This is a genomic window from Paraburkholderia rhizosphaerae (genome assembly GCF_004366595.1).
Taxonomy (GTDB): Bacteria; Pseudomonadota; Gammaproteobacteria; order Burkholderiales; family Burkholderiaceae; genus Paraburkholderia; species Paraburkholderia rhizosphaerae.
Genome location: NZ_SORE01000007.1, coordinates 153,072 through 174,815, shown reverse-complemented (window position 1 = coordinate 174,815; position 21,744 = coordinate 153,072). Strand labels below are relative to the sequence as shown.

At 61.3% G+C, this 21,744-nt stretch carries 15 protein-coding genes; 8 read left to right on the top strand and 7 right to left on the bottom strand.

Translation table 11 applies throughout. The features are described from left to right. Nucleotides 1-17: 17 nt before the first annotated feature. From BX592_RS11540 to BX592_RS11510, 7 genes are all read right to left on the bottom strand, one after another. Nucleotides 18-1,463, bottom strand: coding sequence for an NAD-dependent succinate-semialdehyde dehydrogenase (locus BX592_RS11540; RefSeq protein WP_134191904.1), 1,446 nt, complete (start codon nucleotides 1,461-1,463; stop codon nucleotides 18-20). Nucleotides 1,464-2,416: 953 nt separating this feature from the next. Next, a complete protein-coding gene (locus BX592_RS11535; RefSeq protein WP_134191903.1) occupies nucleotides 2,417-4,903 on the bottom strand; it encodes a beta-galactosidase in 2,487 nt (828 codons plus the stop codon). Next, on the bottom strand, nucleotides 4,900-6,873 hold the full coding sequence (locus BX592_RS11530) for a beta-galactosidase (RefSeq protein ID WP_134191902.1): 1,974 nt from the start codon (nucleotides 6,871-6,873) through the stop codon (nucleotides 4,900-4,902). The genes BX592_RS11535 and BX592_RS11530 overlap by 4 nt, the downstream gene beginning before the upstream one ends. 84 nt (nucleotides 6,874-6,957) lie before the next feature. Continuing rightward, complete coding sequence (locus tag BX592_RS11525) at nucleotides 6,958-7,809, bottom strand: carbohydrate ABC transporter permease (protein ID WP_134191901.1); 852 nt, start codon at nucleotides 7,807-7,809, stop codon at nucleotides 6,958-6,960. Nucleotides 7,810-7,838: 29 nt separating this feature from the next. After that, nucleotides 7,839-8,741 (bottom strand): carbohydrate ABC transporter permease, encoded by a 903-nt coding sequence (locus BX592_RS11520; protein ID WP_134191900.1) that lies wholly within the window; start codon nucleotides 8,739-8,741, stop codon nucleotides 7,839-7,841. A 153-nt stretch (nucleotides 8,742-8,894) separates the two neighbouring features. Continuing rightward, nucleotides 8,895-10,178: an ABC transporter substrate-binding protein gene (locus BX592_RS11515; RefSeq protein ID WP_134191899.1), complete on the bottom strand. Its 1,284-nt coding sequence runs from the start codon at nucleotides 10,176-10,178 to the stop codon at nucleotides 8,895-8,897. Nucleotides 10,179-10,311: 133 nt separating this feature from the next. Then, complete coding sequence (locus BX592_RS11510; RefSeq protein ID WP_134191898.1) at nucleotides 10,312-11,463, bottom strand: ABC transporter ATP-binding protein; 1,152 nt, start codon at nucleotides 11,461-11,463, stop codon at nucleotides 10,312-10,314. A 229-nt stretch (nucleotides 11,464-11,692) separates the two neighbouring features. Here BX592_RS11510 and BX592_RS11505 point away from each other — a divergent pair, with 229 nt between their 5' ends. The 8 genes from BX592_RS11505 to BX592_RS11470 all read left to right on the top strand — a co-directional run bounded on the left by BX592_RS11505 (nucleotide 11,693) and on the right by BX592_RS11470 (nucleotide 21,711). After that, nucleotides 11,693-12,709: a LacI family DNA-binding transcriptional regulator gene (locus BX592_RS11505; protein WP_134191897.1), complete on the top strand. Its 1,017-nt coding sequence runs from the start codon at nucleotides 11,693-11,695 to the stop codon at nucleotides 12,707-12,709. A 328-nt stretch (nucleotides 12,710-13,037) separates the two neighbouring features. Further along, entirely contained in the window at nucleotides 13,038-14,141 is a 1,104-nt protein-coding gene (locus BX592_RS11500; protein WP_134191896.1) for an ABC transporter ATP-binding protein, read from the top strand. Continuing rightward, the gene (locus BX592_RS11495) at nucleotides 14,128-15,240 is read left to right on the top strand and encodes an ABC transporter ATP-binding protein (RefSeq protein ID WP_134191895.1); all 1,113 of its coding nucleotides are present in this window, start codon (nucleotides 14,128-14,130) and stop codon (nucleotides 15,238-15,240) included. Before BX592_RS11500 ends, BX592_RS11495 begins: the two co-directional genes overlap by 14 nt. Next, nucleotides 15,237-16,130: a carbohydrate ABC transporter permease gene (locus BX592_RS11490; RefSeq protein ID WP_134191894.1), complete on the top strand. Its 894-nt coding sequence runs from the start codon at nucleotides 15,237-15,239 to the stop codon at nucleotides 16,128-16,130. The genes BX592_RS11495 and BX592_RS11490 overlap by 4 nt, the downstream gene beginning before the upstream one ends. Next, on the top strand, nucleotides 16,123-16,944 hold the full coding sequence (locus BX592_RS11485; protein WP_134191893.1) for a carbohydrate ABC transporter permease: 822 nt from the start codon (nucleotides 16,123-16,125) through the stop codon (nucleotides 16,942-16,944). Before BX592_RS11490 ends, BX592_RS11485 begins: the two co-directional genes overlap by 8 nt. After that, nucleotides 16,944-17,225, top strand: a complete 282-nt coding sequence (locus tag BX592_RS11480) for a DUF2160 domain-containing protein (protein WP_134191892.1) — start codon at nucleotides 16,944-16,946, stop codon at nucleotides 17,223-17,225. The genes BX592_RS11485 and BX592_RS11480 overlap by 1 nt, the downstream gene beginning before the upstream one ends. A 92-nt stretch (nucleotides 17,226-17,317) precedes the next feature. Beyond that, nucleotides 17,318-19,060: an ABC transporter substrate-binding protein gene (locus BX592_RS11475; protein ID WP_134191891.1), complete on the top strand. Its 1,743-nt coding sequence runs from the start codon at nucleotides 17,318-17,320 to the stop codon at nucleotides 19,058-19,060. A 392-nt stretch (nucleotides 19,061-19,452) separates the two neighbouring features. Beyond that, a complete protein-coding gene (locus tag BX592_RS11470; RefSeq protein ID WP_134191890.1) occupies nucleotides 19,453-21,711 on the top strand; it encodes a TonB-dependent receptor in 2,259 nt (752 codons plus the stop codon). Nucleotides 21,712-21,744 lie beyond the last annotated feature (33 nt).

Genomic DNA, 21,744 nt, shown 5'->3' with positions numbered 1-21,744 from the left:
TCGGCTTTCGAAACGCTTTACGCCGACATCACCGTGACGGACTTCGTCACGAGGTACGGCTCGAGCGCTTCCGGTCCGCCTTCGGAACCGTAGCCCGAATCCTTGACGCCGCCGAACGGCATTTCTGGCCAAGGCGTGGCCGGCTGGTTGATCCACAGCATGCCGACTTCGAGCGAATTCGACAGCAGGTGCACGTTGCGGAACGAGCGCGTAAACGCGTAACTGGCCAGGCCGTAGGGCAGGCGGTTGGCTTCCGCAATCGCGTCCTCGAGCGTATCGAAACCGCGAATCGCCGCGATCGGGCCAAACGGTTCTTCATTGAACACGTCCGCGTCGAGCGGCACGTTGGTCAGCACCGTCGGCGTAAAGAAGTTGCCGTCGCCGGACAGGCGCTCGCCGCCCGTTGCCACCGTTGCACCCTTTTCGCGCGCATTCGCGACAATGCTTGACATGGCCGTCAAGCGACGCGGATTGGCGAGCGGCCCGAGCGTCGTGCCTTCGGCGAGACCGTCGCCGAGCTTCAGTGCTTCTGCATGCTTGACAAGCTCGCGCGCGAATTCTTCACGCACGCTGTTATGAACGAGGAAACGCGTCGGCGAGATGCAGACCTGACCCGCGTTGCGGAACTTGGCGCCACCGGACGCACGCACCGCAAGTGCGAGATCGGCGTCTTCGGCGACGATCACCGGCGCGTGGCCGCCCAACTCCATCGTCGCGCGTTTCATATGCTGACCGGCGAGCGCGGCCAGTTGCTTGCCGACCACGGTGGAGCCGGTGAAGGTGACCTTGCGGATGACTGGATGCGAAATCAGGAAGTTCGAGATTTCCGCGGGGTTGCCGTAAACGAGGCCGACCACGCCCGCCGGCACACCTGCGTCGACGAATGCGCGAAGCAGCGCCGCGGGCGACGCGGGCGTTTCTTCTGGCGCTTTCACGAGGAACGAGCAACCGGTGGTCAACGCCGCGGACAGCTTGCGTACGACCTGATTGACCGGGAAGTTCCACGGCGTAAATGCGGCAACCGGGCCGACCGGCTCCTTGATCACGCTCTGTTGCGCGGCGGGATTGCGCGCCGGCACGATGCGTCCGTATGCGCGGCGGCCTTCATCGGCGAACCAGTCGATGATGTCGGCGCCCGACATCACTTCAATGCGCGCTTCGGCAAACGGCTTGCCCTGTTCCTGCGTCATCAGCCGGGCGATCGAGTCCGCGCGCTCGCGCAGCAGCGACGCGGCTTTGCGCATCATGGCCGCGCGGTCGTACGCGGGCACCTTGCGCCAGACCTCGAAACCGCGCCGGGCGGCGGCGACTGCGCGCTCCAGGTCTGCGATACCGGCGTGTGCGACCTTGCCAATAACGCTGCCGGTCGCGGGATTGACGACGTCGATGGTTTTGCCGCTTGCGCTAGCACACCATTCGCCATCGATAAGCAATAGGGTGTCGAAATAGGTTGCGGTATCCATGTTTCTCCGGATCTATGCGTGTTCAATATGTGGACGCGGCCGCTGCATGAACGGTCGGGGCTTGATGAGAGGTGCTACGCGTACGGGCGCACCACGATCTGCGTACCCCGACAGTATAAAGAGAATCGGGCTTTTTGCCCGGAGCCGGATATTTGGGGAACTCCGCGTCAGACGACGCATGCGTGCGCGGCAAGGGCGTCGGCGCCGCGGAGCGTACCGCGTTGATGAGCGGCAATCAGGCGGTTTTTGCCCAGGCAGTGAGTCCGGCAAATGCGCATAGTCCGCAAGCACTGCTGCGGGTATCGCCTGGCGTCGAGATACGCCGCGCATCACGGCCAGCCGATGAGCGGCGCGCGCGGACGCCAGTCCCGCAACCGAGTAGCTTCCGCCGCAAAACAACTGCTTTGATGCGCGTTGCAAGTCCACTACATCCGAATACTTCAACGATGCGCGTAAAACGCGGGTCGCAAGCAGCAACTCTGGAGAGAGGCCTTTGCCTCTCAAATCAGGCTCAAGGCTAACAAGATCGCAGCCTTCCGGTCTGCGAGCGACAAAGCCGGCGCGTCGTCCATCCTTCATAAGCACGGATGTCAAACGAACATGCGGAACGGTCGACTTCAATAGATGCGCGGTGAGCCCCGATTGCCCCGGGAGTTGGATTGCCGCAAACGGGTCGATCGAAAACCGCTGTACGTCTTTGTTGATGCGCTCGAACGGGTCGAAATCCATGAGGCTTGGCTCGTGCGTTCCGAGAAAGTCGTCCAGCGTAATGCACCAGGCCTCTGCCACCTCTTTCCACGAGTACGGCATGATGAGTTGCGGGCAGACGGAGTTGCCCCTGTCGTTTAGGGGCAAATAGCGTAGGCGTCTGGATGTAAACCCAGTGCAAAATTACGACGAATGGAAGAAAAAGAATCGTAATTGTGTACGAGCGGTTCGCGGTCGATCGGGATTCAGATTCTTTCGCGCATCACGCTTCCGGGGAAAACGGTCACTTCATACTCCGGGACCCAGCTAACGCCTTTCACTTCGGCTACCTGATCGGTCGTGTGCGGTCTTGGGTCGTAGCGTGCGTCGAGATAGATCGGTGCATCGGCGCGCAGCGGTAGCACGGTGAGCATCAACGGCTGACCCGGATCGATCTTCACATTGCGCACGCCGATCTGCCACGGCAAGCCGTTGTAGAAATGGTCGTCGATAAGATCGGGGCCGCAAAACAGACGCCCGACATCGCCCATATAGCGAATCGACAGATACGCGTTGCTCAGTCCGGGCGCTGTCAGTGCCGGCTCAGGCAGATCGATGCGCCACGCGGCCGCGTGGCCGAACAATTCCGGGGCAGGCTCAACGGCCGCTTTTGCGGTGCCGCCTCGTACGATCGGTGGCATCGCACGTGCCGCGCGCAATGGAGTCAAGCTGGCTTCGAACGCAACCGGCGCCACAGAAACGGAAAAGCGCTGGAACACGCCGGGTTGCGGCGGCGTAAGCGTAAACGCATAAGTATCCGTCGTCGCGTCGGGCATGCGTGCTAACGGCGGATAGATACCGACGTCGAACGATGCGGAGCCGATGGAACGAAACACGAGGTTGCCATTGCGTTCGAATGCAGTCGCGTCGGTCAGGATCAGTCGGTGTTGTCCCGCGAGCGGCAGTACGCTAAGCCGCTCTATATCTTCGCGCGCGAGTGTGAGCAGGGTGATGCGCTGTCCGTCCGCGCATGTGACGATTAACGCTTCGCCCACAACCGGTCGCACGACACGCGCGCCGTCGAGTGCATCGATCGTCTGTGGTTCGGCGCTTTCAGCGGAGGGTGAAATGTCGGTCACCGAGCCGGCCTCGAACGCGAACTCGGGCGCGATGCCGTCGATGGCGGCAAACACATACATGTCGCCTTCAGGTGTTGGCAATTGTGTGACGGGTTGTACAGTCGCGTAACGCAGTTGTGCGTCGCCGAGCGGCAGTCCGATCGGCCATATGAACCCGCTACCCGGCGCAATGTCGATGGGCTTGGCGGGCAACACAACCGTGCGGGTCGCGAGCCTGACGGAGAACTGGACGCAGCGTCGCGCGGGCATCGCGTGCTGCCGCACGTGATTGTTGAAGAACAGGAAGCCATGATCGCCGTTCGCGCGCACGGAAAACCGCGGCGTATCCAGATCGTCGGCACCGCGCGGCAAAACATCAGGTGCGTACACCGCGCACGTTGCGAGCGCGCTGCCCCATTGCCGTAGAAACAGATGCATTGGCCGCAGTTTGCCCAGCACCGGATGCGCTTCGCCGTTCGCGCCAAACGGCGCCTGAAAATCGTAGTTGATGATGGGCAGATCGTTATATCCGCCCGTTGCGGTCGATTCCTGTCCACTCAGGTCGCGAGGCGGATTGCGTCCGCCATGCAGCATGTAATAGCCGTACAGGTTGACGCCCGAGCCCAGTTGCACGGGCAGCATCGCGGCGATGTCGTCAGCGTCGAGCACCGGACGGCGCCGGTACATCGTCGGCAGGCCGCCACCGAATTCCGCGCCGAGAAAGGGCGTTTCGCCGGCCACCGCATCGGCGTCGCCCGCTTCGCTGTTGTGCGTTTGCGCGCCCAGATCGCCGCCAACGCGGCTCGTAAAGCGCAATCCGTACACTTCATTGGGCGGCGACATCGTGGTTACCGTGCCCCACGGCAAGTCCGGGTAGCCGCCGAATACAGGTGCGACTTCACCGTGTGGGAAAACGGCATTGTCCCAGCCGGTTACCGTATAAAGCGGCGCATCGAGGCCGGCTTCGCGTGCGATGCGCTTGAGCGTCGTGATATGCGCGGCGCCCTGTTGCGGTCCCGTCAGGTTGTATTCGTTCTCGAGCTGAACGCCGATGATGGGACCGCCGTCTTTCCACCATAGTCCGTCAAGTTGCGTCGCGATCTGCGCAAAAAAACGCTGCACGTACTGCAGATACAGCGGGTCGTCGCTGCGCGTCGGAACCTGATCGACCACCCAGTCGGGAAGGCCGCCATAGCGGACCTCTGCGTGAACCCATGGTCCGATCCGCACGAACGCGAGCAGTCCACGGCGTGCGCACGCCTGCACGAACCGCCGCAGATCGCGCAGACCGCTCCAGTCGAATTCGCCTGCGCGCACCTCGTGGTGACGCCAGATCACGTAGGACGACACGATATCGACGCCCGCCGCGTCGATCTTCGCGAGTTCGTCGTCCCAATGCGCGTCGGGCACGCGCGTGTAGTGCAGTTCGCCCATCACGGGCAACCACGGCTCGCCGTCGCGCGTCAGATAGCGGCTGTTGATGCCGATCGTGTGGCCGCCGGGCGATGTGTTCGAGCCCATTTGCACGGTGCCCGTAAATGGCGGATCGGCGGGGCGGCTTGCATCGACCGTCAGCGTTGTCGCTGCGTACGATGCATGGGCCGCTATCACGTCGCGATCGGTTGCGGCGGTCATGCGTCGACCCACGCGCTGACGTCGGCCGTGCCAAGCGTTTTCTGACCCAGCACGAAGCGGGCGCCATGAGGAGCTGGTGCTTCGACTGCATTTGCACCGAAGTTGAACGCGAACGTCACATCGCCGCGACGCCGCAGACGGAGTCCTTGAGGCAGATACGTCACGGGCAGCCCCGCATCGCGCGCGGCGCCTGCCAGTAATGCGCGATGCAACGCCGTATCGAACCACGCGCTTGCATAGCGCACCTGCTTGCGCGCGACGATCGCGGGCCAGCCGTCGTCGAAGCGCGCCACGACGCTCACGCCCTCGCGCGTTTCCAGATGTTCGCGCCAATACAATGCGATGCCCGACACGCCGTCGAGCACCGTCGACGGTTGCAGCGTCGGCCGCAGCGAATCGACTTCGAGCACCTTGAACGGCAGCAGCGTTTGCAGCGCGCCCGGCGCGAGCTCGGCGGGAATCGCGAAATCGGTGGTCTTCGATCCTGTACGCGGGCCAATCACCCATTGCGCAGCGGACGCTTCGATGGTCTGCACAAAGCGCGCGGACAACGTCGCAAGACTCGGCACGACGACCAGCCGATACCGCGATAGATCCGCATGCGCTGAAACGATATCGACGTCCAGTCCCATTTCGCGCAACGTCCGGTAATACTCGAACGCAAGCGTTTGATAGTCGAATTCCTTTGCATGCCGCTGGATTTCGAACATCCACTGCGTCTCGTAGTCGAATACGAGCGCAACTTGCGCGCGTGAACCGGCACGGCTGCGCGCCAGCGAGGATAACGCTTCATTTTGCGCGATTTCCTGCGCGGCGCGCGCCACTTCACGACCGCCCGGCGATAACGTGTTGTCCGGCAAATTCAGGCCCGAATGCATCTGTTCCTGCGCGAAGGGCGCCTGCCGCCAACGGAAGTAGGACACCAGTTCCGCGCCGTGCGCGAGTGCTTCGTATGCCCAGAGCCTCACCATGCCCGGCGCCGGAACCGGGTTCCATGGCGCCCAGTTCACCGGGCCCGCTTCCTGTTCCATCACCCAGAAGCGGCCCTGTCCGATCGCACGATAGCGGTCGTGATCGAATGCCGATACATCGGGGTGGCCGGTGCGTGCATAGCGCGCCTTGTCGTCGTCGCTGAGCGCGATGACTTCAGTACGCGCAATCGGATAGCTGTCCCACGCGGCAACGTCGATGCTGTTGTTCGATGCAAACCGGTAGTGATCGAAGGTCGTGAAAAAGCCCATGAAGTTGTGCAGCATGTCCGCGTTCGGCGCGTACCGGCGCAGCACATCGACCTGTTCGCGGTGAAAGCTCGCTACTTCGTCCGACATGAAGCGCCGGAAGTCGAGCAGGTGAACCGGATTCGCATCGGTGGGTGTCAGATTCGGCAACTCGATGGTATCGAACGACAGGTACGTCATGCTCCAGAACACGGTGCCCCAGCGCGCGTTCAGGTGCTCGACGGTTTCGTAGCGGCGGGCAAGCCACGCCTGGAAGCGCGCTCGCGCGGCCTTTGAATAGCTCGGCACGGTTTCGTGGCAGCCGAGTTCGTTATCGGTCTGCCAGGCGACGATGGCCGGATGCGCACCATATCGCTGCGCCATCGCTTCGACGATACGCAGACATTCGCGCCGGTATGCTTCGCTGCATATGTCGTAGTGACGGCGCGAGCCGGAATTCCATGTGGTGCCGTCGGCGCGCACCGGCAGCATGTCCGGCATCGCATCGACGAGCCACTTCGGCGGCGCCGCGGTCGGCGTGCCGAGCACGATTTTCAGACCCGCGTCGGCGAGCGTGCGGATCGCGCTATCGAGCCATGTCCAGTCGTACGCGCTCGCACGCGGCTCCATGCGGCTCCACGCGAACTCCGCGATCCGGACGTGCGTGATACCGAGTTCGATCATTCTGCGCGCGTCGTCTGCCCACATCGATTCGGGCCATTGTTCGGGGTAGTAGCAAACACCCAGTTGCATTGTCGTTTTCTCCAGATATCAGCGGGCGGCCGCGCATCGCGATCGACGCGCATGTCCGTACGTATTCAGTGCGAGTCGTACGGATCAGCCCTTGCTTGCGCCGAACGTCAGACCGGCGACGAACTGTTTTTGCATCGCGAAGAACATCAGCACGGAGGGCAGCGCGGCCAGCACCGAGCCGGCTGCGACGAGATTCCATGCAGTGGTCCATTGCCCTTTAAGCGCGGCGACACCGACGGTGATAGGCGCGGCATCGTCGCCCTGCGTCAGGCACAGTGCCCAGAAGTAGTCATTCCACACGAACGTGAAGACGAGAATGCCAAGCGCCGCGAGCGCGGGGCGGATCAGCGGCAAAACGATGCGCGCGTAGATTGTCCATTCGCCCGCGCCTTCGACACGCGCGGCCTCGATCAGCTCGAATGGCAACTGCTTGATGAAATTGCGCAGAAACAGCGTGCAGAAGCCCGTTTGAAACGCGACGTGAAAAATGATCAGCGCCCAAACGGTGTTGAAAAGCCCGACCTTAAGCGCCATGTCGCGCACAGGGATCATCAGGATCTGCACGGGCACGAAGTTGCCGGCGACGAATGTGAACAGCACGACGATATTGCCGCGAAAGCGATACGTGGCTAGCGCGAAGCCCGCCATCGAAGCGAGCAAAATTGCGCCGAGCACCGACGGCACGGTAATCAGTACGCTATTGGCGAAGTAGTGCAGCATCGGCGTTTGCGTGAGCGCGGTGCCGTAGTTTTCGAGCAGCGCGAAATGCTTCGGCCATGTCCAGTAATCGCCTTGCACCAGTTCGTCGGTTGAACGGATCGACGTGATCAGCACGGCGAGCATCGGCAGCAGCCAGATGAAGAGCGCGATCGGCAGCGATGCTTTGTAGATCGTGCGATTCCACGTTTTCCAGCGTTCGACGGGAAGCGGATACATCAGGGTTCTCCTTGTGCGCGATGCGTGAATCAGCGTTCTTCGCGCAGCATCCGGCGCAGATGGAACACGATATAGACGAGCATGATCGCGAACAGCACGACGGCAATCGACGCCGAATAGCCTTCGCGGTAGTACTTGATCGCCTGGTCGTACATGAAATAGGCGAGTACGGTCGAACTGTCGAACGGGCCGCCGCCGCTCATCACCGCGATCAGATCGAAGCTGCGCAGCGCGCCGATTACGGTCAGCACGATCGCGAGGAAGGTCGCCGGGCGCAGTTGCGGCAGGATCACGTGCCAAAGCAGCTTGAAACCCTTCGCGCCTTCCATGCGCGCGGCCTCGACGACCTCAGGGTTGATCGACGTCAGACCCGTCAGATAAAGCACCATGCAATATGGCGTTTGTGGCCAGAGCGCGGCAAACACGATGCCGTACGTCGCGAGGTGCGCATCGCCGAGTACCGGAATGCCATGACCGACAATCAGCTTTAGCAAGCCGAAGGTCGGATCGTAGAACCAGCTGAACACCAGACCCACGACCACACCGGAAAGCACGAACGGCGCGAAGAACAGCGACTTGACGATGCGGATGCCTTTCACCTGCTGGTTCAGATACAGCGCGAACAGCAGACCGAGCGGCGGCGCGAGCAGGAAAAACACCAGCCAGATCAGATTGTTTTTCAGCGCAACGTAGAAGGTGGCCGAGTGAAACAGTTCGATATAGTTTGCGAGGCCGACAAAGACCTTCGGCGTCATGCCGTCCCAGTTGTAGAAGCTGAGCGCGATGCTGCTGAAAATCGGATAGATCACGCATAGCGCGAATAGCGCACAGCCTGGCAGCAGGAAAAAGAACGCTGCGCGATTGCGTGCGCGCCCGGACACGGACGCGCGGCGGCCGCGCGCCGCGGGCAGGCGGCCGAGAGTGGTAGACATGACGCAAACCTCGTTCGATGCTGCACGCCTGGGGCGGACAGCGGGTGATTCGCGGGCGCATCGCGACGGTTTTCGCTTTCGCGTTTACTACGTATGCGATGCGCCCAGCTGACGGTTGCACGTATCAGTTAAACCGTGCAACAGGCAAGCGCCTTACTTGTGGTAAATGCGCTTGCGGGTCGCTTCGAGATTGGCAAGCAACGAATCGATCTGCGACGGATCGTTATAGAACTGCTGCATCGCTTTCATGCCTTCGTCGGCCATTTCTTTCGTCATGTCGCGATCGTAGAACTGCGCGATTCCGCCGGTGGTGTTGGCAAGCGTCTGGAAGCCGACCTTCGAAATCGGATCTTCCGGCTCGGTCGCCTTGCTGTTCGACGGCAATTGACCCCAGCCGCGTGCGAGATCCGCGTTGATTTCAGGCGTTTCCATAAACGCGAGCAGTTTGCGTGCGTCAGCCTTGTTCTTCGCTTTTGCAGGAATCAGCAGCACGTTGACCGGACCGTCTTCCGCCATCGGTACCTTCGGGTCGACAACCGGGAAACGCATAAAGCCGATCTGATCCTTCACGTTGGCCGGAATGCTGGCCGAGAAGAACGTGCCCATCAACATCATCGATGCCTTGCCGTTGACGAGGAAAGGTGAGATCGAATCGAGGTCGTAGGCCAGCGCGTTATCGATGTAGTAGTGGTTGTCCATCAACGTTTTCCACGTCGTATAGACTTTCTTCACGCGCGGGTCGGTGTATGGCACTTCGCCGGCCATCAGCTTCTGATGGAACGCGTTGCCGTTGATACGCAGGTCGAGGTAGTCGAACCATGCGGCAAGCGTCCAGCTATCGCGCGCGGCGACAGCGATCGGCGCAACGCCGCTCGCCTTCAGCTTCTTGCAGGCGTCGAGGTACTGGTCCCAGGTCTTCGGCTCGCTTTTGATGCCGGCCTTTTCAAACAGATCCTTGCGATAGAAAAAGCCGTATGCGTCGTATCCGAGCGGCGCCGCATACTGCTTGCCGTTATACGTCGATGCCTCTTTCACCGATGCGTACTGCTGGCTCCAGCCATTCTTCGACCAGTCGCTCGACAGGTCTTCGAGCAGCCCGCGCTTCGCGTAGTACGCCATGCGCTCGCCGTCGTGCCACGACACGACGTCAGGCGGATCCGTCGCGAGCCAGCCGCCCATCTGTACCTTATATTGCTCTTCGGTGATGTAGGTCACCTTCAGATCGACGTCTGGGTTCGCCTTCTTGAACTTGTCGAACGCGTCCTGCCAGGTCGAGCGCTGATTGCCGCGCGCGGACACGTTGACGTTCAGCGTACCGGCTTGCGCATCGGTGACGACTCCCGACAGCAGTGCCGCGGACACCGCGAGAGCCGCCGTGATCGAGCGCTTGTTGAGAAGAGCGAGCCCCGCAATGCGGCTCAGGTGCTGATGAATCATCGAGGTGTCTCCTTAACTACGTTGTGGGCCGTCCGCGCGATGCGGACGGCGGTCTTCGTGCCTGCCGCGCCGGCTCTATGGCCGGCTGCCAAGGATGCAATCTCCGGCAGGCGCTGTCCGCGCGGTGCTCAGCTCACGCGGTTTGCAGCACGACAGGCTGCGTTTGCGTTACAACCGTGCGTTCCATTGCGGCGCCTTCTTCGTCGAACAGATGGCACGCGTCCGCAGGCAGACGCAATGCGAGACGCTCGCCGTTACGCACGGCTACATCGCCGGGCGCTTTTGCGATCAGCGTGCCGCCCGCGTATTCGACGTGCAGGTAACTGTGTTCGCCGAGTTGCTCGGTCAACAGCGATTGGACGGGGAGCGTTTGCATATCGCCATCGAGCCTCACGTGTTCGGGACGGATGCCCATCGTGACGGGCTGCCCGCGTTTAATGCGCGCACCGCTGACTCGCACGCACAGCACGGTATCGCTTTGGTTGAGTCTCACGTTAACGTGCTGATCGGCAATTCCGTCGACTTCGCCGGCAAGGAAATTCATGCGCGGCGAACCGATAAAGCCGGCGACGAATTTCGAGCGCGGCCGGTGGTACAACTCGAGCGGCGCGCCGATCTGCGCGATGCTGCCAAAGCGCTGGGTATCGGCGCCGGCATGCAGCAGCACGATCTTGTCGGCGAGCGTCATCGCTTCGATCTGGTCATGCGTCACATAGACGACGCTTGCCTGCGCAAAGCGCTGATGAAGCCGCGCGATCTCGATACGGGTCTGGCCGCGCAGCGCGGCGTCGAGATTGGACAATGGTTCGTCGAACAGGAACACGCCCGGTTCGCGCACGATTGCGCGGCCGATCGCCACGCGCTGGCGTTGGCCGCCCGACAGCTCACGCGGTTTGCGTTCGAGTAGCGCCTCCAGTTGCAGCACGCGCGCGGCCTCACGCACCTTGCGGTCGATTTCCGCTTTCGGCTTTTTCGCGAGCCTCAGCCCGAACGCCATGTTTTCGTAGACGCTCATATGCGGAAAGAGCGCGTAGCTCTGAAACACCATCGCCACGCCGCGTTCAGCCGCGGGCACGCCGTTCATCGACTGGCCGCCGATCGATACGTCGCCATCGGTCTGATCCTCGAGTCCGGCGACGATGCGCAGCAAGGTCGACTTGCCGCAACCGGAGGGGCCGAGAAAGACACAAAACTCGTGCGTGCCGATTTCGAGGTTCAGATCGCGAATGACCGGCGCGTTCGCGCCGAAGGTCTTCTGGATATTCGTCAGGGAAATAGCGGACATGGTGTTTTCCCTGGATTTAAACGCTTAAATTCGCTTTAAAAAAAATCGCCAACAGGCTTGCGTGGCAAGGGTTTAAGCGTTTAAATTCGCATGTGCTCGATGGTGCGCTCATGTCTGTCTCCTATGTATTTGCGATCAAAGTTATCAAAGCAGGCGAGCGGTGTGCAACATCTGATTCGCAGTCTCTCAATGTGGGATTCCCGGCCTTTCACTTTCTGCCAAAAACGGTATGGCGACATTAAGCGACGTCGCGCGGCGCGCGCAGGTTACCGCGGCGACGGTTTCGAACGTACTGCGCAATCCTAAGAAAGTGCGCCCGGAAACCGCGGTGCGTGTGATGCGCGCGATCCGCGAGCTTGGCTATCGGCCGAACCTGAACGCGCGCGCGCTGGCCGAGGGCCGCTCGCCAACTCTCGCGCTAATGTTGTCGAGCATCGCGAACCCGTTCTATCCGGAATTCGTGCTGGCCGCGGAGCGTGCCGCGAGGCGCGCCGGCTACTTTCTGATGGTCTGCAATACCGACGACGACGCGGAAATCAGCCGCGCGTATCTGACGCAGATTGCCGGGACGCTAGCGGAAGGCGTGCTGGTGCTCAACACCGATATGGCGGTCAACGAACTGTGCGAGTCAGCGGCGGTGGGCGCGCCAATTGTATTGAGCTTGTGGGAGCACCCGGAGCGCTTGCCCGCGTTGCCTTGTGTCGCCGTCGACTTCGCGCATGCGGGCGCGCTTGCCGCCCGGCATCTGCTCGAACTGGGGCACCGCGATATTGGCATGCTGGTTGGCAATGGTTGCGGTGGCTTGCAGGATGCACGTGCGACAGGGTTTCGGAGAGTGATGCGCGAAGCTGGTCTTGAACCCGATGACGCGTCGGTGCTGGAGATTCCGGACACCATCGATGCCGGCTTTACCGCTTGCATCGAACTGATCGAGCGCGAGCCGCAACTGAGCGCGTTGTTTGCGACCAACGATCTGCTCGCGATCGGCGCATTGCAGGCGCTCGCCACGCTCGGCCGCAAGGTGCCGGATGACGTGTCCGTGATCGGCATCACCGATATTCAACTCGCGCGCCAGGTTCGCCCGTTGCTGACCACGGTGGCAATCAACACCGAGGCGATCGCGCAGGCGTCGATCGAACTGTTGATCCGTCTGATTCATGAGCCGCGTGGGCAGGTGCCGCCGCCCGCGGTGACGGCGCCTCTGCCAATGCTGGTGCGCAGGCAGTCGACTTCCCGCCTGGCCTGATCGCTTCCCGTCCCATTGCCTTCAATGCCGAATCGCCGCGTGCGGCGATGGCTGCGCGTCTTCGCGTTTTTCCTCGATAGCGTTGTGCGCTGCTCTATTCCACTATGCCAACCATCACCTTTCATCTATGAGTTAGATGAGAGATATGCGTAAGACATGTGATGGTTTGGTGTCTCGCAGTTGTATGGTTAACCCCGATTTAAACGTAAACGAACAAAAGGGACATTCTCTATGTTGTTTTGATTTCCTTTTTGAACATCGGACAACACGGTGGGGCAGCACGCAGGACGAAAGCAGCACCTTAAAAGCATTAAAAGAGGAGAGCGATTTGGTCTTGGAACTGGAGCGGGTCACCGTCATGGCGGGCGGGCTGACGCATCTATATAGCGTCGATCTGCGACTCGTGCCTGGTGCGATCAACGTGTTGCTAGGGCCGACCCAGGCGGGCAAGACCACGTTGATGCGCGTGATGGCCGGGCTCGACCGGCCGAATTCCGGCCGTGTGCTGGTCGACGGGCGCGATGTGACCGGCGTCAGCGTGCGCGAGCGCAATCTCGCGATGGTCTACCAGCAGTTCATCAATTACCCAGCAATGACCGTGTACGACAACATTGCGTCGCCGTTGAAGTTGCAGAAAGTCGAGGCTGCGCAAATCCGCCGGCGCGTGCACGCAGTCGCGGCGAAACTGCATATCGACCACCTGCTCGACCGGCGGCCTGGCGAACTGTCGGGCGGCCAGCAACAGCGCTGCGCGCTTGCGCGAGCGCTGAACAAGGGCACGTCGCTGGTGTTGCTCGACGAGCCGCTCGTCAATCTCGATTACAAGCTGCGCGAAGAACTGCGCGCTGAACTGACCACGCTGTTCGCCGATGGCAACACGACGGTTGTCTACGCAACGACCGAGCCGCTCGAGGCATTGCTGCTTGGCGGCTATACGGCGATTGTCGACAAAGGCCGTGTGTTGCAGTTCGGCCCGACGCTCGACGTGTACAACGCACCGGTAAACGTCGATGCGGCCGCGGTTTTCAACGATCCGCCGATGAATATGCTGACGAGCGAGCTGACCGGAAGCGGTAGCGCACGTTTGCCGATTGGTATTGAGGTGCCGGTGCGCGGCGCGCGTGCCGCGCAGGGCGCGAACGGCACCTGTCGCATCGGCATACGCCCCGGACATCTGCGGCTTTCTCCGATCCGGCCGCAAGCACTGCCGGTGCGTTGTCGGCTCGAACTCGCGGAGCTCAGCGGCTCCGAAACGTATTTGCATCTGCACACGCTCAATGGCGGCGTCGATCTGATTGCGCAGCTGCAGGGCGTGCATCAGATCGAGCTGGGCGCGCAGCTCGATGTATTCGTCGACCCCGGCGAGTTCTTCGTATTCGGCGCGGACGCCACGCTTGTTTCCAGTCCGGAGGCGGCCCATGGCGCGCATTGAATTCGAAAATCTTGCGCATGCGTACCGGCCAAACCCCGCGACGCTCGACGACTACGCATTGCAACCGATGAGCATGGTCTGGGAAGACGGTGGCGCGTATGCGCTGCTTGGGCCATCCGGCTGCGGCAAGACAACGCTGCTGAACATTGTTTCGGGCCTCATTACGCCTTCCGAAGGCAGGGTGCTATTCGACGGGCAAGACGTCACCGCGCAAAGTCCGCGTGAGCGGAATATCGCACAGGTGTTCCAGTTTCCGGTGATCTACGACACGATGAGTGTGTTCGACAATCTCGCGTTCCCATTGCGCAACCGTCGTATGGCGGCATCGGAAGTAAAGAAGCGCGTGCATGAAGTGGCCGAGATTCTCGACATGACGCGCGAGTTGCCGCGCAAGGCGAGCAACCTCGCCGCCGACGCGAAGCAGAAAATTTCACTGGGTCGCGGTCTCGTGCGCCAAGACGTCGCGGCGATCCTGTTCGACGAACCGCTGACGGTGATCGATCCGCACATGAAGTGGATGCTGCGCCGGCAGCTCAAAAAAATTCACCAGCAGCTGAAGCTCACGCTGATCTACGTCACGCACGATCAGGTCGAAGCGCTGACGTTTGCCGACGAAGTCGTTGTGATGACCAACGGCCGCGTGGTGCAGAAAGGGGGTCCGGAAGCACTGTTTTTGCGGCCTGATCACGCGTTTGTCGGTTACTTCATCGGCAGTCCCGGGATGAACCTGTGTCCGGTCGAACTGGATACCGACGGCGTGATGCTCGGTACACAGCGCGTGGTGCTCGATCCGGACACGCTTGCCGCGTTGAAGCACGCTGGCGGTCCGCTGAAGCTGGGTATTCGTCCGGAATTCGTGCGGCTGGCGCACGAGGGTGAGCCCGGTGCCGCTCGCGCGCAGTTGTTGCGTGCGCAACAGCTTGGCAACTATCAGCTGGTCACCGCGCAATGCGATGGCCAGCTATTTAACGCGAAGCTCGAACCGCACGTGCGGGTGCCCGAAGCCGCGGTGTGGCTCAAGCTTGCGGTGCCGGAGACGGTGTTCTTCAGCAACGACGAACGGATTCCCGTCAAGGTCACGGAAAGGACCATACGATGAACAAGCCGATCAACCATAAGGCATGGCTGCTCGTGGTGCCGGTGTTTCTATGCGTCGCGTTTTCCGCGATTCTGCCGCTGATGACGGTGGTCAACTATTCGGTGCAGGACATCATCAGCCCGACGCAGCACGTGTTCGTCGGCACTGAATGGTTTCGCAACATCATGACCGACCCGGATCTGCGCGGCGCGCTTGGACGGCAAATCGTCTTTTCCGCGTGCGTGCTGCTGTTCCAGATTCCGCTCGGCGTCGCGCTTGCATTGGCGATGCCCGCGTCGGGCTGGCGCGCATCGGCAGCGCTCGTCGTGCTCGCGATGCCGCTGCTGATTCCGTGGAACGTAGTCGGTACGATCTGGCAGATCTTCGGGCGCCCCGACATCGGGCTGCTCGGCTACGGGCTCAATCGGATCGGCTTCGATTACAACTACACCGCGAGCCCGACGGCCGCGTGGATCACCGTGCTCGTGATGGACATCTGGCATTGGACGCCGCTTGTCGCGTTGCTGTGCTACGCGGGCCTGCGCGCGATTCCCGATGCGTTCTACCAGGCCGCGGAGATCGACGGCGCGAGCCGCTTTGCGATTTTCCGCCATATCGAACTGCCCAAGATGCGCGGCGTGCTGATGATCGCGGTGCTGCTGCGCTTTATGGACAGCTTCATGATCTACACCGAGCCGTTCGTGCTGACCGGCGGCGGACCCGGCGATTCAACGACGTTTCTTAGCCAGTACCTGACGCAGAAGGCAGTCGGCCAGTTCGACCTCGGTCCCGCAGCGGCTTTTTCGCTGATCTATTTCCTGATCATCCTGCTGCTGTGCTTCATTCTGTACAACTGGATGAGTCGTGTCGGCAAAGGCGGCCCGGCCGCGGAAGGAGGCGAGCATGCATGACCGGACCGGCCAGCGGCGCTGGATTCGCGCGATCGTATTGATCGTCTACATCCTGTTTGCGCTGATTCCTCTGTACTGGATGCTATCGATCGCGCTGCGCACCAACGAAGAGACGATGTCGACGTTCGCGCTGCTGCCGCAGCGCATCACATTCGACAACTTCATGGTGATCTTCACCGACCCGTCGTGGTACTGGGGGTATATCAATTCGATCATCTATGTGGTGATCAACACGGTGTTGTCGGTGCTCGTCGCATTGCCGGCCGCGTACGCCTTTTCGCGCTACCGTTTCCTCGGCGACAAGCATATGTTCTTCTGGCTGTTGACGAACCGGATGACGCCGCCCGCCGTGTTCCTGCTGCCGTTCTTCCAGCTGTATTCGAGCGTCGGCTTGCAGGACACGCATATCGCGGTCGCACTTGCGCACATGCTGTTCAACGTGCCGCTCGCCGTGTGGATTCTCGAAGGGTTCATGTCCGGTGTGCCACGAGAAATCGACGAGACCGCGTATATCGACGGCTACTCGTTCCCGACCTTCTTCGTCAAGATCTTCGTGCCGCTGATCAAGGCGGGCATTGGCGTGACTGCGTTCTTCTGCTTCATGTTCAGCTGGGTCGAGCTGCTGCTCGCCCGCACGCTGACCACCGTCAACGCGAAGCCGATCGCCGCGGTGATGACGCGCACGGTGTCGGCGGCGGGCATGGACTGGGGCGTGCTGTCGGCGGCCGGCGTGCTGACCATCATTCCCGGCGCGCTGGTGATCTATTTCGTCCGCAACTACATCGCGAAGGGCTTCGCGATGGGGAGAGTGTGATGCTCACGTGGATGTACTGGACGCCGGAAGTCGCGATCTTCTTTGCGTGCGTCGTCGTGATGCTGGCCGGCATGACCGTGTGGGAGTGGCGTGCGCCGACCGTCGAACGCAAGGGCTTTCTGCCGATCTCGACGACGCGCGGCGATCGGCTCTTTATCGGCTTGCTCGCCGCCGCATACGTGAACCTCGGCTGGCTCGCACTGACGAGCGAAGGCGCGAGCATCTGGCCGGGCTTCGCGGCGTCGGTTGTCGTGCTGCTGCTCGTGATGTGGAAGGGGTAGAGGAAATACAGGTTCGAAGAGACCGGTTCCGTTGATGCCCCGAGCGGCCGCCGGCGGATGATCCAAGGGGTGTGGAGACACAGGAGAAGACCATGCAACACAGGAGACGGATCGTCGCGCTCGCGGTCGCTGGCGTCGTTGCAGGCGCGTTGGCGAACCACACCGCGCAGGCGGGCATGCCCGAAGCGCAGAAATGGGTTGACAGCGAGTTCCAGCCCAGCACGCTAAGCAAGCAGCAGCAGATGGACGAGATGAAATGGTTCATCGATACGGCGGCCAAGCTGAAGTCGCAAGGCGTGAAGGAAGTTCATGTGGTATCCGAAACGATCGACACGCATATCTACGAATCGAAAACGCTTGCAAAGGCGTTTACCGAGATCACCGGTATTCCGGTCAAGCACGACATCATCCAGGAAGGGGACGTCGTTGAGAAACTGCAGACGTCGATGCAGTCGGGCCAGAGCATCTACGATGGATGGATCTCCGATTCGGATCTGATCGGCACGCACTATCGCTATGGCGTGATCATTCCGCTGTCCGACTATATGGCGGGCGAGGGCAAGGAGTATACGAATCCGGGCCTCGACATCAAGGACTTCATCGGCACGAGCTTTACGACCGCACCGGACAAGAAGCTCTATCAATTGCCGGACCAGCAGTTCGCGAACCTGTACTGGTTCCGCGCCGACTGGTTCGCGCGCAAGGACCTGAAGGACAAGTTCAAGGCGAAGTACGGTTATGACCTCGGCGTGCCGGTGAACTGGTCCGCGTACGAAGACATCGCCGAGTTCTTTACGAACGATGTGAAGTCGATCGACGGTGAGAAGGTCTATGGGCACATGGACTACGGCAAGAAAGATCCGTCGCTTGGCTGGCGCTTCACCGACGCATGGCTATCGATGGCGGGCGAAGCCGACAAGGGCATTCCGAACGGCATGCCAGTCGACGAATGGGGCATTCGCGTGACACCGGACGGCTGTCATCCGGTGGGCGCATCGGTGTCGCGCGGCGGCGGCACGAACAGTCCGGCCGCAGTCTACGCGACGACCAAATACATCGACTGGTTGAAGAAGTACGCGCCGCCCGAAGCATCAGGCATGACGTTCAGCGAGGCGGGTCCAGTGCCGGCGCAAGGCCGCATCGCGCAGCAGGTGTTCTGGTACACCGCGTTCACCGCGTCGATGCTGAAGCCCGGCAACGTGACCAACCCCGATGGCACGCCGAAGTGGCGGATGGCGCCGTCGCCGCATGGCGCGTACTGGAAGGACGGCATGCAGAACGGCTATCAGGATGTCGGCTCGTGGACCTTCTTCAAGTCGACGCCCGCGAATCAGCGCGCGGCCGCCTGGCTCTATGCGCAATTCGTGACGTCGAAATCGGTGTCGCTGAAGAAGTCGATCGTCGGTCTCACGTTTATTCGCGATTCGGACATCCATAGCGATTACTTCACGAAGAACGCCGACAAGTACGGCGGCCTGATCGAGTTCTATCGCAGCCCGGCGCGGGTCGCATGGACGCCGACCGGCAACAACGTGCCCGACTATCCGAAGATGGCGCAATTGTGGTGGAAGAACGTCGGCACCGCGGTGGCGGGCGAAAAGACCCCGCAGGCGGCGATGGACACCCTCGCGAAGGAAATGGATCAGGTGCTGGCGCGTCTGCAGCGCGCGGGGATGAAATCGTGCGCGCCGGAGTTGAACCCCGAAAGCGATCCGTCAAAGTGGCTGTCCGACCAGCACGCGCCGTGGAAAAAGCTCGCGAACGAAAAGCCGAAGGGCGAGACGGTCAGTTACGACCAGCTGCTTTCAGCGTGGAAGGCGGGCAAGGTGCGCTGATCGCGGCGTAGCAAGACGCTGGAAATACGGCGCAAGTAGCTAGGGCGGCACGTAAAGTGCCGCCTTTTTCTTTGTGCGAAACGGACTTACGCGCGACGTGCGGCGCTGAGACGCAGCTCTTCGGCGCGGCCGTTTCAAATTCTTTCAAATTATCGACTGACGTGTTTCGACCACATCTCGGCCGGCCAACAATTGCGAACAATTGTCATTCATGTAATGATACCGATTCTCATTAAGTTGTAACCGAATCTAACTAAGAATAACCCGATACGACACGCCGGTTGCCGCGTTCAGCACCGACGGGGGTGGTCCCCGCACGCCATTCGCGTGCGCCGGTGGCGCAATCACGCTGCCGGCTCATAAGAACCAACTGATAACGACAGGGAACCAGGATGTTGAAGACTACGCCTCTCGCGGCGGCCGTGATGGCCATTTTCGCGACGCCGCTCTACGCGCAGACGGCCGCGCCGAACGCGCCTGCCGGCACACAAGTCGCTCAGGCGCCCGCCGGTACGCCGGACGCGAAAACCGCGAGCGATGGTGCCGCCGCCGCAGATGGCAGCGCACCGGGCGCGACCTTGCCTGCGGTGAAGGTCACCGGCCAGACCGACGCGAACGACGATTTCCAGCCGGAAATGTCGAGTGTCGGCGCGAAAATACCCACTGCGTTGCGCGATATTCCGCAAGCGGCGGTCGTCGTGCCGAAGGCGGTGCTGCAATCGCAGGCTGCCTCATCGTTTACCGATGCGTTGCGCAATGTGCCCGGCATCACGATCGCGGCGGCCGAAGGCGGCTCGATTGGCAACAACATCAACCTGCGCGGCTTCAGCGCACGCACCGACATTTATCTCGACGGCTTCCGCGATCGCGGACAGTACTATCGCGATACGTTCAACCTCGAATCGATCGACGTGTTGTACGGCCCGTCTTCGCTGTATTTCGGCCGCGGATCGACGGGCGGTGTGATCAACCAGGTCAGCAAGCAGCCGACACTGAAGCCGCGCGCCGACGTATCAGTGCAGGCCGGCACAAGTGACCGATACCGCACCACGGTCGACCTGAATCAGCCGATTACCGATACGTCAGCATTCCGTATCAATGCGTTCGGCCAGTCACTCGGTTCGACCCGCGACGTGATGAAGAGCAAGGACTACGGCGTCGCGCCGGAAGTGAAGTTCGGCATCGGCACGCCGACCGAAATCACGCTGTCCGCGCTGATCCAGCACAACCGCGATCAGCCTGACTATGGCGTGCCGTCGCTGAACGGTCATCCGGCGTCGGTAGTCGGCCCGTCGACGTTCTACGGTTTCACAAATGACCGCACGATTCAGGACGTGCAGACGTTCTCCGCGCGCATCAAGCATCGCTTCAACGAGAATGTCACGCTGAGCAACCAGACGCAGTACAGCCACTACAGCACCGACGTGCGCGCGTCGAATCCGGCCGCGGTGCTGACCGGGCCGCTCGCGACGTCGCCGGCGCTGTCGAACGGCAACTTCACGACGCTCAGTCCGTCGCAACTGTTCGTGAGGATGCAGGGCAAGGACCGCGTGATCAACGATCATTCGATCTACAACACCACCGAGCTCGAAACGAAGTTCGCGACCGGCTTCCTGAAGCACGACCTGTTGACGGGCGTCGACCTCAGTCACGAGACGTATGGCAACCAGTCGTACACCGCGACCACGCCCGGCCTGCCGAGCAATACGATTGCGATTGTGCCGCTGCTCAATCCGCCGTACGTGCCGACGCCGTCGAATCTGCAGATCACGCGCGGCAATCTTGCGGAATCCAGCGCGAACGGCATCGGCATCTATGCGAACGATACGGTGTCGATCGGCCAGCACTGGAAGGTGGTCGGCGGCGTGCGCTGGGACCGCTATGAAGCGTCGATCAACAACTCGATCAATGCGCCGGGCTATGCGGCACAAACCAACTTCTTCACGAGCGTGCGTGGCGGCGTGATCTGGCAGCCGACCGACTGGCAGTCGTACTACGTGTCGTACGGCACGTCATTCGACCCGTCACTCGAAGCGCTGACGCTGACAAACGGGCAACAGGGCCTGCCGCCTGTGCATAACAAGTCGTACGAAGTCGGCTCCAAATGGGATCTGCTCGGCGGCGGATTGTCGCTCACGCAGTCGCTGTTCAACATCGAGCAGACCAACGCACGTACGCAGAATGTCGACGGCACGTACACGCTCGACGGCAATATCCGCGTGCGCGGCTACCAGTTGGGCGTGGCCGGTCGCATTACGAACAAGTGGCAGGTGTTCGGCGGTTACACGTATATGGACGGCGAAATCGTCGAAGCGAGAGACGGTACGCAGGGCAATGTGCCAGCTAACACGCCGCGCAATATGCTCACGTTGTGGACCACGTACGCGATCACGCCGCAATGGGAAATCGGCGGTGGTCCGGTGTACACGGGCCCTCGTTACGCGGCAACCAATAACCGTGTCGAAGTGCCGGGCTACACGCGCTGGGACGCAATGGCCGCGTATCACCAGAAACACTATGACGTGCAGCTGAATCTGATCAACCTGACCAACAAGCATTACTTCGATCAGGTGATCGCGTCCGACGGCGGCCGTGCAGTGCCGGCTCAGGGCCGCACGTTCCTTGCAACGGTAAACTATCGCTTCTATTGATCTCCGCAGGCGAATCCCACGAATGCCGCGCGC